This window comes from Microbulbifer mixtoriginis (SeqCode), from assembly GCF_052467515.1.
In genome coordinates, this window is sequence record NZ_CP174314.1 from 1,991,043 (window position 1) to 2,007,878 (window position 16,836).

Below are 16,836 nucleotides of genomic sequence, written 5' to 3' on the forward strand. Positions count from 1 at the left end.
TGATGCCACTTGTTCCCATTATATCAATTTATCAAACGATGGCTTTGCCAAGGGGGGATCAAAAGCAAAGAGTAGGTAAAGAAGTGAGATAAAATTGAACGAGTGATTCAGGTTCAAGCTACTGGAGCGCCTTTGCTGGTTTGTTGGGTTTCTTCTACTACGTTGTGCTTTCTTATAGAAATCTACTTTATCCGTGAATCTAGAATGATATTTTTGGGAAGTTAACGAAATACCTGAACAGATTTTTGGAGGTTTCACTTTCTGGTCCACTGTGCTGGGCTTAGTTCTCTTGTTGGTGAAGGTCATTATGATTGTTGAGCCCAGGCAGTATCACTTTGCACTGTTTTTAGGTGGTCACTAGAAAACTGCTATGTCCAGTTTTAACTTGAGTATTTCTTACCTTTCATGGATGGATAAAACTCCTGTTGAGCTCAGTCTTAAGATCACATAACCATGTGATCTTCTGTCCGATCCTTAAAGTGCAGCATCAGGTGTCGTCGGACGTATACCTTGCCTACCAGGCGCAGCTGAAGTCTATTGATACGGTCGGGGGCTATCATTTTTGCCAATTAGATTAAACTTGAAGGCGTCTACAACAATAAGAAGCAGACTACCGACAAAGCTAAAGAAAGTCTTCGCCACTTAATCCATGTCTTTGGAGTAGAGACTGTTGATGCCTACTCGGATGGGACTTGGTTAAGCAATGAGAATAGTGCTATGGCATAGATTATGAGGTTCTAATATAGTTTCAAAAGGATTCTGCTGCGAGAAACCACCTATATCCCCGCGTTTTACTAAACATGTATTATCGTTTTAGTTATGTTTCTTTAATATTTTATATTGGTGGATTACAGTGTCATCAGACAATAGCAGCTATTCAAATGAAACACTCCATCTGGAACTTAAGTCAAAAAAAGAATGTGATTCTTGCGTCGAGCCTATGGTTCATAAGTATGGTGAGAATAAGATTTGTGTCACTGATAAAGTGGGATATCCTGCCTTAAAAAATAGATCCCCGCTGGATTTAGTGTTGCACAGTGGAGAGGGGTACATCCCCCTATGGGGTAAAGATGTAACGCTCAGGTGGAAATTTGATGAAGAGTCTTTGCGGTATTTTAAAAACCCAGACGAAGTAAAAAGCTATATTCGGGCTCTACTTGGGGAGGCCTTGTTAAAGTGGGGGGATGCTTCTCCGGTCAAATTTAATGAGAACCCAAATGTTTGGGACTTTAAAATTAGAGTAGAGCCTGTAGAAAGTTGTAGTGTGGTAGGTTGTACTTTAGCGCGTGCCTTTTTTCCTAATTCGGGGCGTAATGAACTGGTGCTCTTTCCCACAATGTTTGAGCAAAGTCGGAAAGAGCAGGTTGATACCATGATTCACGAGCTGGGCCATATATTTGGGTTGAGGCATTTCTTTGCTGACTTGAAAGAGAAAGCTTGGCCCAGCGTGATCTATGGTGTGCATAAGCCATTTTCCATTATGAATTATGGCGAAAAAAGTGAGCTCACTGAAGCTGATAAGAATGATTTGAAAACTCTTTATGATTTAGCTTGGTCTAAACAGTTGACCGAAATTGATGGGGCGAAAATTAGATTTGTTAAACCATATCATGAGACTATTGAACAGGCACCTGTTTTCGTTGAGGTTTCAATTGTGTAAACTCTAAAGTGCTCTAGAATTGGTGGGCTAGTGAAGTGTAGTGATCAACTGTAGTAGTTCAGACTTGATTTGATAGTTACCGGTTTTTTCAAAAGGTGCTCTGTCAGGTTAAATTCAGTTTACGAATTCTTCCTTCCAGGTCTTTTATTTAGGTCAATATGATCATTATCGTAATATACGAGTCCATAGAACTTTCGACGCAATGAGGGCTGCTGAAGCCCCTGCAAATGGTTTTATGGGAGCGTTTATAGATAGTGTTCGTTTGTGGGTGCTTGACTTTTGGCTTGGTAAGCTCTATCTCGTTTATGCTCAAGTTCAACTGATAATCATGCTGCTTCAACTTGCCACAATATTCAGTTCCGCAGTAAGGGTACACAGTACCGGTAGGTTATGCGTGGCATAAAATAGTAATACATGTCTTTCAGAAAGTCTACCGCGGTCATTGGTGTTTGGTGCTATACGGCTCGCAGTGGGTTACCCTTGCAAAGGTATCGACGGTTGGGCGATAGAGAGTGCTGGAAAAGCTCTGGCGCTTCACATATGGGGCAGTATGATACTAGTGTTAATATTTTTTGGTTTTACAATCCAGGCTTGAGTATCCACTTTCGGCAAGCTGGAAAAGCTAGCGGCCAGAATTCATAGTCCAAATCTTGTTGATTAAATCCGGGCGTTGTTCGCCATCTGCAATTGAAAAGGCATCACTTATTAGCGATGCCTTTTGCTTTTATAAGATAAAACTCACTTCTATAGGTTGTTTTATCTATTGTGCTTTATGCATAGTTTCAGTGACTTCGACTCGACTTTCAATTGTCAGGCCAGACTGTTTTATTGCATTGAAAGCTTCTAACAAATCATTGCCTTCTTTAATTTTCAAGATGGCAATATCAGTACCAGGAAATACCGACAATACTTTCATGCCGGTAGCTTCAGCTACTTCAGATGCAGTAACATTTTTACTTAATAAAATTGTTACGTTTCCAGTTAGAGTTGTTAATTCTTTCGTTATTGTGTTTCGTACTATTGTACCTTTACCGACAATATCTTTTACAGAATCGTCACCAATATTCACTATAGCTACTTCACCTTTTCTTGCAACAATATGTTCAGGTGCAGCAATCGATGATGGGACACTTTTCAGTGATCGCTCAACTTTAAAGATGCCAAGCTCAGCAGAGTCTGTTGTTGCTGCAGCTAAAGTTTTTAGCGGTTTGGTTCCGGCATTTTTTTTGTCCATGCTATCAATGGAGCTAGCTTGCGCCATGCCTGATACACATAATGCGGCAGTTAAGATCAGTAATTTATTTAACTTCATTGTATTATCCTTCTTATTGAGCAGCACGACCGAATGTTCTTAATGATACCCCCTCTAGAACACTTTCTACGGGATTGTTTATCATGCCTGTCGGCTTCTCTTCGGTCTCTTCATTTACAAGAATAACGAGATCTTCTGTGTCACTAAATTCAAAGTTGGTGTCACCGGTATCTAGTGCCTTGATAGTCCAAGTTCCCCTAGCATTTTCGCCATAAAACGCATTAGATAGGAATACGGCACCATCCAAGATATAACCTTCGCTATACCCATTTGCAGAGCTCCAAGAAGCCTCCAGTAATGCCTGCTTAGAGGAGAGCAAAACGCTTCTAGTACCTGAAGGAGAGACTACTTCAAGCGCCAGGTCGTTACCTGCAGAGGATAGTAGATTATCATTTACAAAAGACCCCATATCATCATTGCGGATATCAAACTCGAATTGCATAGCTTCAATAATGATATCTTCTGTTACTTCGATTTGCCGAGTTACACCAATTGCACTGTTGTCTGGAATAGTTGCCTGCAAGGCTTCCTCTCCAGCAGTTGAGCCTAGACCTTTCCATTCGGTGATAATTTGCTCGCCAAGATTTTCTGAGTAGTCTAAAGCCTTAGCAACAGCTGCGCCGGCATCAACACGGCCAAAGCCATAGAGGTTATTAAAATGATAGCCCGCGGCATTTTCAATCCAGCCGTCATGAGCAATAAAAGAACCTTCCCCAATTGTCAGCTCAACTTTTTCGTTTTCGGCGTCAATCAAAGTACTTGTTGAAGCCAGAATGTGTCGAACATCACGCCAAGTCAGTTCTGGGTTTGCGGATAAGATTAGAGACACAACACCTGATGCATTCGGTGCAGCGGAAGATGTCCCATTGAAAGTTGAAGTATAGTTGCAGCTTGCATTTTCTGGGTGACCAGGGTAGTTGAACGGGAACTGGCTAGCTGCAAAGTCTTCGCCATAGGCGCCGCCCCAAGCGCTGATTGTTCTACCATTGAAGCCGGAATAACCATTAATACAGGTCATTTGGTCTGTTGTTACCATCGCTGGCGCCCAGCGACCATACTCACCCGCAGGAGCTGATATCATTGTGCTTGCGCCGGCTGTTGAGTAACTGGTATGTTTGCCGTTGGCGTTCACTGCAGCAACACTCAAGTAGTATGGGTGGGCCTGACTGGGTTCGAACGCTGCGCTATAACATGTTAAACCTAATTCATTAGCGCCATTGTCTTTACAGAAAGCCCCTTCGCGGCCGCCATCTATAAAAGAATTACCATTAGACTTAATGTTCAAAGCGCCTTTGCCGCTTCGAAGCATAAGATTAGGGTAAGATTCAATAGCTTCATCTAAAGCAGAGTAAGCAATAAAAGCTGGCCAAGTGATACCGTAGCTGCGATTAAATGCTGAGATTTCCTCGCTTGTAGAAATACCACTTCCAGGAAACCCATGAATTAACAGTTCGGTTTGCTCTATTGTATCACCGCCCAAATAATTCATGCCGATTAACCCAGTATCTGGGGATGTGCCACGGCTACCTATATTGTTCCAGCCTTTAGCAGCAATTAAGCCCGCGACACTAGTACCATGATCGCCGCTATTGGAGAGACTGGTCGGGTCTGTTCTGTCGTTTGCCGATACAGCTAAATTGAGAGAGCGATTAACTAGCACATTATCTATTAAGTCTTCATGACGAATCTCTAGACCAGAGTCTACGACAACCGCTGTTACACCTGCACCAGTTACACCCTGAGCATAAGCAGCTGCAACATTCATATCTTCGCCGGCAACAAGCTCCTCGGCTTCACCTTCTGCAAGTGCTTCGGCAGCTTCTACGGGTGTGTAAAATCCTGCATCTACCAAACCTTGAGCCATCTGCTCACTTAATGCATACGATTTTTGCCCTGTATTGCGAAGGTGCCACTGCTGATAAGCTAGTGGGTCATTTGCAACATTCAAGAAGTCAATTGTTGCAGATGTTGAGATATCATTTGCTGTTACGGTATAAGTAATTGTGGCATCTTGTCCAGAGATTGATCTATATTCAAATTGACCGTCTTCTTCTGTAAGCTCCCCATGGCTAAAAGTATAAATGCCATCTACTTCATTAACAGCCACACCATTCTCAGAAAAACTATAGACTAACTCATCACCATCTTCATCGTTGCCCAGCAGCTCGATAGATATCGGTATCCACTGCTTTGCACCATCTATAGTAACAGTGTTCGCTGTTGGAGGAATATCAGCAATAATTTCGATTCTTGCAGAAGCCGAAGCACCGTTTGCGGTTACAGTATAGGTGATAGTGGCGTCTTGGCCTGTGATTGAAGTGTATTCAAAGCCATCATTGTTTAATGATAATTCGCCGTGACTAAATTTATAAACGTCATCAACGGGGGTAATTGCTTTATCTTTTTCTGAAAAACTATAAGTTAAGGCATCACCATCAGGGTCGCTGCCCAATAGTTTTCCAGATACCGGAATTCCTTGCTTAACACCGCTGATAGTTACATCGCTAGCTGTTGGCGGTTTATCGGCGGGAGTAGGTGTAGGAGTAGGAGTAGGAGTAGGAGTAGGAGTAGGTGTAGGTGTAGGAGTAGCTGCAGCAGGAGTGACTGCAGGATCAGAAGATGAGCTACTATTACTATCACAACCTGTTAATGTTAATAGAACAGCTGCTGAAATTACAGAAAGTCGAAACATCTTTTTATTCATTAAAATTCCCCATTGTCCCTATTTTAAGTAGTTATCGGGTTCTGGCATTATAAACCACCTAGTAGATATTTAGCCAACTAGATTAGGTTAACTTTATTCTGTATAAAACCTGACAAAAAGTATTATTGTGACATTCTATTACCTTTAGGTTATTTAGTGTGCAGTTAACATAGGCAGGAGATAAACGACTTAAGCTAATCCAGTACTCATTGAGTTACTCAGGCTACTGGGTACATTTTATGTGTGAAGCGATTGGGGGGGAGCAAAATAAATTGGTTGGTGAATTTGAAGGTTACACCAGTAGCTACAGCGAAAGGGATATGCTTTCATGAGCTAGTATGATGTTTAAGGTGCGCTGAAAGATTAAAAGCCCCTTTAAATATTACTTTACATGACCAACTTTCAAATAGGTTCAAAAGTAATTCAAGGTTTGAAGTTGACATTTCAAATTATATTATCAAGCAATTTTGAGAGGCTTTTAATCTTAATATGGCAGCAATTAAGGCTAGGAAATGAGCAAAATAAAAAGCTTTTATCGGTAGTTTTAAGGGCTTGGAAAAATAACATATAAAAATAATAATTTTTTTGAGGCGAAGCCAGTCTTAGCTAATTTACCTTGGGGTGGGTTTTTATCTAAATATTGTATAGCGTGAAAGGCAAGTGTTTTTGGGAGAAAACTTGATAGTTGATTTTCAATGCAAATTGAGTGACATTGTCGTTTCATGGTCTCTAAAGGAAGAAGTTTATAAACATTAATTAAATGAAGGAGTTTTCGACTGTTATATTTTGGCTGATTTGAAGTGCGTTCTATATGGATATTTCTTTCTCGTGCCTTTCTTATTCTGTTTTATACATAAAGCCTTGCTAATAAAGTTGCGGTGTTGACTTAAGTTTTGCTGGCTTCTCGACTTTGCGCCAATGTGAGGGATTTGGAATGCAGTGCTATGGGAGGTTTCTAGAATGGCTGCGCTAAGGATTTCACATGGTTGGGAGGGGGCTTATTTTAATGGCTACTTTGCTCAAGTGAAAACCATGTGCACAAGTAGTAAAGTGTGACGTCTATTTCTAGTGCATCAAACAATATAAAATACTTAATTTCCGAGTTGCAGATGCCCTGTAAAACAGCCTTTTTATAGGAGTGCTTGCTGTGGGATGGAGATAGCCTAATAGGTTGCCTTTTTATCAGGGCCATGGTTCTATTAATTTGAGTTAGAGAAGTTGTGACTGTTAAATAAAAAACTCATGTGAGGTCTCTGGCATATTTTTGCTGCCATTCCAGAATAAAATCAAATAAAAAGGAAGTAGTTTTGAATAAGATAGTACTTGTGGTGTTGCTGATTGTATTGAGTGTAAAGGTCTTTGCATCAGATCCCAACGTAGATCAAGCCAGGGCCTCTTTACAGGTTGTCAAAGAGCTAACACCCTGGCCTTGGGAGGAGCCTGTTACTCCAATACTCGATGATTATTTGGCCGCTGAGTTTGACCAGTATCAGGGGTGGTCTAAATCACTTTATATGGTTGATGAATTGAAAATGCACAAGTGGGGTCAGTCTATCACTGAGTTTACCGTGCTAGCCGAACTTTTATATACCTTTCAGCCGGAAGATTACCAAGAAGAGAACAGGTTAACTTTTGAAGCCGCTATTGCAGATTTAGATATGTTCCGGATGGAGCTTAATGAATTCCTGTATCCCTATGTGCCTAGCTATAACCTCAAGCATCAGAATTTGGTACGGCATTTTGACGGTGAGGGCATTGTCATTGGGGTGTTTGATTTGTTTGATCCTGTTCGTTTACAGGAACAGCGCGAGCGGCACCCTAATATCGAAGCCGAAGTTCAATTTGGTGATCCCATTACCTTCCTGCATGGCAATACCGTTATTGATATTATCCTCGATATTGCGCCCAAGGCTACTATTGTACCCATAAGTACTGAAAGCAAAACGTACAATGAAGCCATGGCTTACATGCGTAACCGAGATGATATTGATGTAATTAATATGAGTCGGGCTTTTCATATCACCAATGATCAGCTGGATCCGGAGTTCTCGGAGCATCTATCGCATATTTTGCAATCCAAAATATTTACCAAGTCAATTGGGAATACAGGTACTGACTTGGAAGGTGAGAATACGGATGTTCGCAAGCGTCTAGGCCTTCCTCCGTTGGGAAGCTTCTTTACCTATGACCTGGATCTGATCAAGGCTTTTTTACAGCAAAATCAAGGTGCTCCAGGCAGTCAAAACTTGATGTTTGCGATCAATTTGCAGCCATTCTCCAACGAAGTCTCTTTAACTGCCACGGTTCCTGGTTATAACCCCTTGGCGATCAAGCGGAGCTTTGCTATTTCGGGAGATGCAGTTTACTCAGTTTCAAGCCATAACTTTGAATCCGGTAGCTCTTTTGCCGCACCACAGTTGGCGGCTATCAGCGCGTTGCTATTGGATGCAGCGGATCATTATGGGTACTCCAGCGGTGAGGCTGTGCCATTGGTAGCGCAGTCGCTTCAGGGTACGGCAAGGCGATCCCACTTAGGTGCCAATAATACCGGATTGGGCCTTGTTGATGCCCACAAGGCATTAGCAAAGCTAATTCAGTCGAGTCGAAGGGTAGATTAGCTCTTTGCGCAGTTTTCGATGCCGGTAACAGCTACCTGTGCAATCTTCGTGTCGGAGTACTCTTTAAATGAAGGCAGGTGAGAATGCGGCAGGATCGTTTATGATTGCTACCCTGATCAGATATTTTATTAACCAGTACCTCTGGGAAGTTTAAATTGAAAGCAATCGTATTATTATTTCTGCTCTTTAGTAGTCTCGCCTGGTCTTCCGAAGATATCGAATGTGGCAAATCATGCACATTTGTACTGAAAAATCACAAAGAGGCCACTTACTCAATCATCAATGAAAAGAGAGCCGATGTAAGGCTCACTCCATTCTCAACCTTTAAGGTGCCTAACACTCTGATTGCATTAGATGCTGGTTTGGTCCGCAGCCTTGTACAGGAATTAACCTATGACCACTTGAAGTATCCGGCTCAGCGGTGGTGGCCCAGTATTTGGTATGACAAGCCGCTACCCATCCGGGCGGCTTTTCAAAATTCCGCAGTGCCTATTTATCGGCAATTAGCCTCTCAAATAGGCAGGAAGAGAATGAACCAATATTTGATTCAGTTCGACTATGGTAACAGGGATATCTCCTCTGGTTTGGATAAATTTTGGCTAAATGGGAGCCTGAAGATATCGGCCAAGGAGCAGGTGAATTTCTTACAAAAGCTATTTTCTGGAGCCCTGCCTATTTCTGATGACTCTCTTGCTTTATTCAAAGAAGTTATGTTTGTAGAGGAGACAGACTCGTACAAGCTCTATGCAAAAACGGGAGGCGGGCAGATTAATGATGAATTTGCTTTGGGTTGGTATGTTGGCGTAGTGGAAACTGGCAACAATATGTATTTTTTTGCAGTCAATATAGATGGTAAGAGTTTTGCCGAAGTACAGCAGAGAAGGATTCAGTTTGCCCGACAACACTTGTCACGGCTCGGAGTGATTTAGATTTCCGCTTTATAAATAAGTTAATGATTTCCCATTACTGGCAAGCAGTGGTGCCACTTGGTACAACTGCTTTATCGTTTAAGCTAAATTCGGATTTTTTCGCCCATTACTATCACGCGGCTCATAGGAATACGGTAATACTCAACAGCGCTACTCACATTGCGGAACATAACCGCAAACAACCGCTCTCGCCATAAGAACATACGGCTATCCTCCTGCTTGGTTGGGGTGATGGTTTGTCTTGTTAAAAAATATGAAGCTTTATTGGGGTCGATATCCAGCTCTTTCTTAAGGCGTAGCCGCTTTAAAACCTTCCAAATATCCGGCTGCTCTATGTAGCCATAGCGTAAAAGTAAGTAGTGGCAGTTTTCACGGATTTCGCTGAGGATATACCGGTTGCCAGGCATTACCCGTGGAGCATTCACAAATGATACAGTAATGAACAGTAAGTTTTCGTGTAATACTTTATTGTGCTTCAGGTTATAGATCAGTGCGTGGGGAGTGGATAGCTGTCTCGAGGTAAGGAATACTGCAGTTCCAGGCACTCTTATAGGGTTTTTCTTCAGCAGGGCGGTTAGATAAGGCTCCAGTTTAAATTCTTGCCGCTGAAGTTGTAGCGCTAAGGCTTCCCTGCCATCTCTCCAGGTGAACATTGAGATACAGGCTATGGCACCTAAACCGAGAGGAAACCAGCCACCATGACTAATTTTTAGCAAGCTGGAGGAGAAAAAGGCGAGATCTATGAAGATAAAGAAGGCCGCCACTGATAGACAAAGTAGTAAGTGACATTTTAATTGAATGCGGTACACAACCGCGGCCAGGCAAGTACTTATCAACATGGCGCCGCTTACGGATACACCGTAGGCAGCGGCTAAATTGGTGGATGAACCGAAACCCACTACCGCTCCTATCACTAAAAACATAAGCAGCCTGTTAACACCAGGCATAAATATCTGCCCCTCAAGATGAGCTGAGGTATGACGAAGGGTAAGGCGGGGTAAAAGCCCTAGCTGCATTGCTTGTTTGGCCAAGGAGAAGCTGCCGGTAATACAGGCTTGAGAGGCAATAACTGTGGCGGCGGTGGCAAGTATGATTACCGGATAAAGCCCCCAACTGGGAAACATGCGGTAGAAGGGGTTATCGACTGCATGGGGATGGCTCATCAACAGTGCACCTTGTCCCATGTAGTTCAGAAAAAGAGCGGGAAAAACCAATCCCAACCATGCCATTCTGATTGGGCTGCGGCCGAAGTGGCCCATATCGGTGTAAAGTGCCTCAGCCCCGGTAAAAACCAAAAGAACAGCGCCTAATACCAAGAATGAGCTAAAACCATGACTGGTGAGGAATCTCAGGGCATGTTCAGGGTTGATCGCATGGAGAATCTGAGGGTTGTTGATGATGCTGGATACTCCAGCCACCAAAAGTGTGAGAAACCAGAGAGCAGTGATGGGTCCAAATAGTGTTCCCACGGTAGAGGTACCGTAGCGCTGAACTGAGAATAGGCAAATTAAGACTCCAATGGAGATAGGTACGACTAAAGATTGGTGTGTCTGATTTCCAACCTCAAGCCCCTCTATAGCCGAGAGTACAGAGATCGCTGGGGTAATAATGGCATCCCCAAAGAAAAGTGCGGCGCCAAGTATACCGGCGGTAACTACAAACCATTGGAGGTTTTTTCGTCCTTCTGTGGCATCCATTGCCAGCGTCATCAGTGCCATGATGCCGCCTTCCCCACGATTATCCAGCCGCATTATCAATGTCACATATTTGATTGTCACGATCAGTATCAGGGCCCAGAAGATCGTTGAAACGCCACCGAGTATATTGGCCTCAGTTAAAGGAATATTGAGCCTCGAGTGGAAGATCAATTTAACCGCGTACAGGGGGCTGGTGCCTATGTCTCCGAAAACCACGCCGAGCGCCGCCAGCGATAGAAACCATTTTCCCTTGCGAGTCTTCTCTTTGCTTTTCATAAGGGGCTGCTATCAAAAGGCGGCCGAGCTTTCTCGATCTGCTGGCATTAGAGTAGATTGTGGGGCTGTTGTGGCTGGCTGATTCGGGATTGGCAATATCAATTTATTGCTTTCACTCTTGTGGTCCATGGGGTCCGCCTATCCAGATCCAGTTCTCCGTTGAAAGATATTAGCAAGCCGCTGGCATGGGCAAATTTGCCTTGCAAAGTAGTCTTCCAAACTGGACTAATAGGAAAAGTGGAGTTTGCGGCCTCCGAGGGAGTCATCCTGTGCTAAAACTCAGAGGGGTTTTGCATCCGTACGTGCAAAATATTGACTCTGCCCAATGGGTGTGGGGAATGCTGGATCAGGTTTTAGGCTAGCAAGTAAAAAAGCAAAGAAAGAAGCGTCGAATACCCCATTTCCGGCCAAATCATGAGTGATTACAACGACGAGAGACGCCCCTATGAAAGCATCCGATCTATTTGTGCGCGCCCTGGAAGCCGAGGGGGTTGAGTATGTTTTTGGTATTCCCGGCGAGGAAAACCTGGATATGCTGGAGTCTTTGCGGGGCTCCAAAATACAGTTAATCCTTACTCGTCACGAGCAGGCCGCTGGTTTTATGGCGGCCACTTATGGCCGCCTTACCGGTAAATCTGGTGTGTGTTTGGCAACCCTGGGGCCAGGTGCCACTAATCTGGTTACCGCGGCTGCTTATGCTCAGCTGGGAGGGATGCCTATGGTGATGATTACTGGGCAGAAACCTATTAAGAGTTCCAAGCAGGGACAATTTCAAATTATTAATATCGTCGACATGATGCGGCCCCTTACCAAGTACACAAAAACGATTGTGGGAGGGGATTATGTGCCGGCGTATGTGCGCGAAGCCTTTCGTCTCTCAGAGGAAGAGCGGCCAGGGGCCACGCACTTGGAGTTTCCTGAGGATATCGCCCGGGAGCATTCCGCCATGCCGGTGCTCGACATCAGCTATCAGCGCCGTCCCATTGCTGAAGAAAAAGCCATTCGTAAGGCGGCTGAGGCTATCGCCAGCTCTCGCAAGCCTCTACTGCTGATCGGCGCCGGCGCGAACAGAAAGCTAACGTCGAAGATGTTGAGAAAATTTGTGGAAAAGCTGGGAATCCCCGCAATTACCACGCAGATGGGTAAGGGAGTGATCGATGAATCGGGGCCGCACTTTATTGGCAATACGGCCTTATCCGATGGTGACTTTATTCATCGCACTATTGAGCAGGCAGATCTGATCATTAACGTAGGTCACGATGTTGTAGAGAAGCCCCCGTTCTTTATGCGCCCTGGTGGGCCAGAAGTGGTACATATTAACTTCAATGCGGCCCAGGTAGACCCGGTGTATTTCCCGCAGATAGAAGTGATCGGTGATATCGCCAACAGTCTGTGGCAGCTGCAGGAACACCTAGAGCCACAAGAGCACTGGAGTTTTAGCGATGCTCACCGCATCCGTGCTGCCTTGCAGAAGCATATTGAGGAGGGTTCGAGTGCAGATACTTTCCCCATCAGACCCCAGCGACTAGTAAGAGATGTGCGTGAGGTGATGCCAGAGAAGGGCGTGATTGCCCTTGATAATGGCATGTTCAAGATCTGGTTTGCCCGCAATTATCCCGCTTACTTTCCGAATACCGTACTTTTGGATAATGCGCTGGCCACTATGGGAGCTGGTTTGCCATCGGCCATGGCGGCCAAGCTGGTTTGTCCCGATCGCCGGGTGGTGGCTATCTGTGGGGACGGGGGTTTTATGATGAACTCCCAAGAAATAGAAACCGCTGTTCGCCTGAAGCTGGACTTAATTGTGTTGATTTTGCGCGATGATGCCTATGGCATGATCAAATGGAAGCAGTCCATGATGGGGCTTAAGAATTTTGGTCTCGATTTTACCAATCCTGATTTTGTGGCTTATGCGAAATCTTATGGTGCCGAAGGGCATCGTATACAGGCAACAGATGAATTGAAACCGATGATTGAGAAGTGCTGTCGGGAGGGTGGGGTACATTTGATAGAGGTTCCCATGGACTACAGCCATAACGATCGAATACTGAATCACGAAATTAAGGACTTGGCGAGCAAGCTATAGCTTGAGGTAGCAACGCGAGTTCACGGTATTTCTGCGGCCTCATTTCAAGCTCTGGGCCGCAGTGATGCCGTGATAGTATTCAGGAGGCTTCATCGATCAACAATTTTTTTCATTGCACTGCTACGCCAACTGAACCAGCTCAGTATCAAAACGAAAACGGCCGCAATGGCAGTGATAAAAAATGGTAGTCGGATATTAATTTCCATAGCGCCGCCACCCAATAGTGAGATAAGGGTGGCCACAATGGTGAAGCCCGCTGTAGCGATACCCATTACCCATCCCTGTTCGCTCTCATCCACACTATTGGCAAACAAGTTCAGTAGTGCCGGATAGGCTAGTCCAAAGCACAAGTAGGCGAGAAACACACTCAAGTAACAAAGCCAAACCTGGTTACTGAAAGCAAAAACCAGCGCACAGGCCCCCATAGTCAATGCCGATACCTTGATAACCAGTGGCTTACCCCATTTAGACAGCACGGGTTTAACCAAAAAGATACTGGAAGTACCCACGGCGATTCCCATGAATAGCATGGCCATACTGGTTCCCAGTAAGCCGAGGCCAAAGCGGCTGCTGAGATAGTTGGTGATAAAGATATAAAAACTGAGGTGAACCAGCATAAAACTTAGGTAAGCTGGGCAAAGCCTGATAACTAAGGGCCTCTCTTTGAGGTGTGCAAATTGCCTGAATAAGTCAGATAAGCGCAGTTGAATAGGAGAAGTCGGGGGGCGGCTATCGTGATAAAAGAGCAGAATTAGGCCGAGAGTGATAGTAACCAAAAGTAGCGCAAAATAAAAAGGCAGTTGAATACTCGCAATATTACCGAGCAGGGCTTTGTCGGCTAAGACTCCAGCGATTATTGGTCCCGCAACTGCTCCCGCGCTCATTCCCGCCACCAGTAACCCCAAGTTTTTTGAAGCATCCAGTTCATCGCGGCTTGCATCAATCATTGCCGCTTGGGCAATGGGCTGGTTGCCGGCAGTAAATCCACTGACCACGCGCCCAAGAATCAGCAACCACAGGCTGCTGGCAAATAAGGCTGCGAGTGTAATTGCATAGCCTGCCAGGGCGCCAACCAAGCAAAGTACCATCGCGTTTTTTCGGCCGATACTGTCAGACAGCTTAGCGATATACACAGCCCCAACAAACCAAGCTAAAAAAAAGCTACTGATAACAATGCCATAGTAGAGGTGGCGGGTGGATTGTGCGGTGTCTGTAGGCAGGAATTGAAACTTGGTGGACATGACTAGTTCATTAATGATGGGGAATAGCAGTCCTTGACCCATCAAGTCAATAAATACCACAGCCAGCAGGGCCAGACGGCTCATTGCAGACATCGAGTTTCCTTATGGGGTTTGTATTGACGCTATGTAGGGTTGGCGGCCCTGAAGAGAAGATAGCACTGGGGTAGTTGTTAGAGGGGTCACTGAGGCACTGGTGTGGGAAGTTTGAAAGCTATAAGGGTCGCCCCCAAAGGGGATGGAGGCGAGAAGCTCGGCGTGATCAGTTAGCGCACTTCCTGGCATAGGTTATATTGCGCAACGCAGCGGCTGACATAGCCAATCTTGATAAACGTTGCGCTGATAATCATACAAATATGGCCCGCCACTTGGGCTGGGATAGAAAAATAATGGGAGAGCGGGTAGCAGATGACAACGGTGAGTAATAGCAGGGGGGTAGAGAGCAACAGGGTGAGATTTCCGGCCTTGAGCAAGAGTTCAAAACGCCTGCGAATTTTTAAAGTGTATGTGTCCAGCATTGTCTTCGCCTCTATTACTAAATAACCTCAATGGTTATTAGGCAAATGTTATGCCAGCTTAATAATTCTTTATAAATCAACAGGTTAAATGAATTATGATATTTGTTTGTGTCAATTTGACCTATATGGCGACCATGTCATAATGACACAAAAGAAGCTTATTGACTTGGTTGGATATGGTGGATATCAATTCTACTCTACTGCTTGAAGTTGCTCTGGATCTCGCAAATAGCCTGAATAATAGTGACCGATTTGAACGACTGCTCTCTACCATCCGCAAGGCAATTAAGTGTGATGCGGTGGCCTTGCTGGGGCTGAATGGAGAGGTGCTTACCCCCCTGGCTGTGCAGGGCTTGGCCAGGCGTACTATGGGGCGGCGTTTCCTAATTAACGAGCATCCCCGCCTAGCGCAAATCTGCAGTTCTGATGCTCCCGTTCGCTTCCCCTCTGATTGCAATCTGCCGGACCCTTTTGATGGCTTACTACTGGATAGGGAAGGGGACCTACCGGTGCACTCCTGTCTCGGTTTGCCGCTCTATTCTGACAATCATCTAGTGGGGCTGCTTACTTTGGATAGTATGACCTCAGACGCCTATAGCCTGATTAGCGATCGAACGCTTGAGTTAATCGCCGCACTCTCAGCCGCTACTCTCAAAACGGCTTTGGAGCTAAAAGCGCTGTCCCTTTCTGCTGAACATGCCGAACAACTGGTGAAAGAGTTGACCCAGGAAGCCTTTCTACGCGATGGCGGAGAGTTAATTGGCGAAAGCCAAGTGATGAGGGCTTTGCGAAGTGATATTGAATTAGTTGCGGGGTCTGACTACAGCGTGCTTATTCTAGGGGAAACTGGAGTGGGTAAGGAGCTGGTTGCCCGCACGGTACATCGGCTGTCATCTCGCCGGGAAAAACCCCTTGTCTATCTCAACTGCGCCTCCTTAACAGAAACACTGGCAGAAGCGGAGTTATTCGGGCATGCGAAGGGGGCTTTTACTGGCGCTGATCGGGATCGCCCGGGAAAGTTTCTATTGGCAAACGGCGGGACACTTTTTCTGGATGAAGTGGGTGAACTGCCTTTATCTGTTCAGGGCAAACTGCTGCGGGTACTGCAAAGTGGTGAAATCCAACCTGTTGGTAAGGATGCGGTACAGCATGTAGATGTACGTATAGTGGCCGCTACCAATCGGGATTTGCTCAAAGAAATCGACTCAGGTGGTTTTAGGGCCGATTTGTATCACCGTCTCTCTGTTTATCCTTTGGAAGTACCCGCACTATCACAGAGAGAAAATGATGTTCTCCTGCTGGCAGATTATTTTCTGGAGCGCTCCACGAGGAAGCTTGGCTTCCGTCAGCTGCGGCTATCAGCAGATGCTTCCAGTAAATTAAAGCGTTATAGCTGGCCTGGAAATGTGAGAGAGCTGGAGCATATCATCAGCCGCGCAGCGCTCAAGGCAAGAAAAAACGCATCACTCTCTGAAATAGTATCACTGACAGCGGCACATATAGAGATTCCGGATGACATAGCAGCGCAACCAGAGTTTGAGAGACCCGTTCAGCCTCCGCTTGGGGCAATAAATCTTAGGGTAGCCACTGAAGAATATCAGCGGGATCTTATAAAGCATATATTGACTCAAAGCGATGGGAATTGGAGTCGGGCAGCGAAATCGCTCTCAATGGATAGGGGTAACTTGGTCCGCCTTGCAAAACGTCTGGGTATCTATATAAAAAAAGAGGTTGTGGGCGGAAATTGATGGCGCTTTGTGCAATATAGGTTGCTAGGTGATATGGATGAATAGGGATA

At 45.1% G+C, this 16,836-nt stretch carries 10 protein-coding genes; 5 read left to right on the top strand and 5 right to left on the bottom strand.

Features of this window, described 5'->3' with window-relative positions; translation table 11 throughout:
- Window positions 1–853 precede the first annotated feature (853 nt).
- Window positions 854–1,660 carry a matrix metalloproteinase-11 gene (locus ACJJIT_RS08595; RefSeq protein WP_444900655.1) on the top strand — a complete coding sequence of 269 codons (807 nt, stop codon included), beginning with the start codon at window positions 854–856 and terminating at the stop codon, window positions 1,658–1,660.
- 760 nt (window positions 1,661–2,420) lie between these two features.
- On the opposite strand, the gene ACJJIT_RS08600 is transcribed toward ACJJIT_RS08595, so the two are convergent.
- Together ACJJIT_RS08600 and ACJJIT_RS08605 are read right to left on the bottom strand one after the other, a co-directional pair.
- On the bottom strand, window positions 2,421–2,972 hold the full coding sequence (locus ACJJIT_RS08600) for a hypothetical protein (RefSeq protein WP_444900656.1): 552 nt from the start codon (window positions 2,970–2,972) through the stop codon (window positions 2,421–2,423).
- Between the two features lie 13 nt (window positions 2,973–2,985).
- Window positions 2,986–5,676, bottom strand: coding sequence for a S8 family serine peptidase (locus ACJJIT_RS08605; RefSeq protein WP_444900657.1), 2,691 nt, complete (start codon window positions 5,674–5,676; stop codon window positions 2,986–2,988).
- A gap of 1,307 nt (window positions 5,677–6,983) precedes the next feature.
- On the opposite strand from ACJJIT_RS08605, the gene ACJJIT_RS08610 reads away from it, so the two are divergent.
- Window positions 6,984–8,294, top strand: a complete 1,311-nt coding sequence (locus ACJJIT_RS08610) for a hypothetical protein (protein ID WP_444900658.1) — start codon at window positions 6,984–6,986, stop codon at window positions 8,292–8,294.
- A 155-nt stretch (window positions 8,295–8,449) separates the two neighbouring features.
- The gene (locus tag ACJJIT_RS08615) at window positions 8,450–9,223 is read left to right on the top strand and encodes a penicillin-binding transpeptidase domain-containing protein (protein ID WP_444900659.1); all 774 of its coding nucleotides are present in this window, start codon (window positions 8,450–8,452) and stop codon (window positions 9,221–9,223) included.
- Window positions 9,224–9,306: 83 nt separating this feature from the next.
- On the opposite strand, the gene ACJJIT_RS08620 is transcribed toward ACJJIT_RS08615, so the two are convergent.
- Window positions 9,307–11,196, bottom strand: coding sequence for a potassium transporter Kup (locus ACJJIT_RS08620; protein ID WP_444900660.1), 1,890 nt, complete (start codon window positions 11,194–11,196; stop codon window positions 9,307–9,309).
- 445 nt (window positions 11,197–11,641) lie between these two features.
- Here ACJJIT_RS08620 and ACJJIT_RS08625 point away from each other — a divergent pair, with 445 nt between their 5' ends.
- Window positions 11,642–13,282: an acetolactate synthase large subunit gene (locus tag ACJJIT_RS08625; protein WP_252081750.1), complete on the top strand. Its 1,641-nt coding sequence runs from the start codon at window positions 11,642–11,644 to the stop codon at window positions 13,280–13,282.
- 89 nt (window positions 13,283–13,371) lie between these two features.
- Here ACJJIT_RS08625 and ACJJIT_RS08630 read toward each other — a convergent pair whose 3' ends face one another.
- Together ACJJIT_RS08630 and ACJJIT_RS08635 are read right to left on the bottom strand one after the other, a co-directional pair.
- Window positions 13,372–14,616 (bottom strand): MFS transporter, encoded by a 1,245-nt coding sequence (locus ACJJIT_RS08630; RefSeq protein ID WP_444900661.1) that lies wholly within the window; start codon window positions 14,614–14,616, stop codon window positions 13,372–13,374.
- A gap of 170 nt (window positions 14,617–14,786) precedes the next feature.
- Window positions 14,787–15,038, bottom strand: a complete 252-nt coding sequence (locus ACJJIT_RS08635) for a hypothetical protein (RefSeq protein WP_444900662.1) — start codon at window positions 15,036–15,038, stop codon at window positions 14,787–14,789.
- A 161-nt stretch (window positions 15,039–15,199) separates the two neighbouring features.
- Here ACJJIT_RS08635 and norR point away from each other — a divergent pair, with 161 nt between their 5' ends.
- Window positions 15,200–16,786: a nitric oxide reductase transcriptional regulator NorR gene (gene norR / locus ACJJIT_RS08640; protein WP_444900663.1), complete on the top strand. Its 1,587-nt coding sequence runs from the start codon at window positions 15,200–15,202 to the stop codon at window positions 16,784–16,786.
- Window positions 16,787–16,836: the final 50 nt, after the last annotated feature.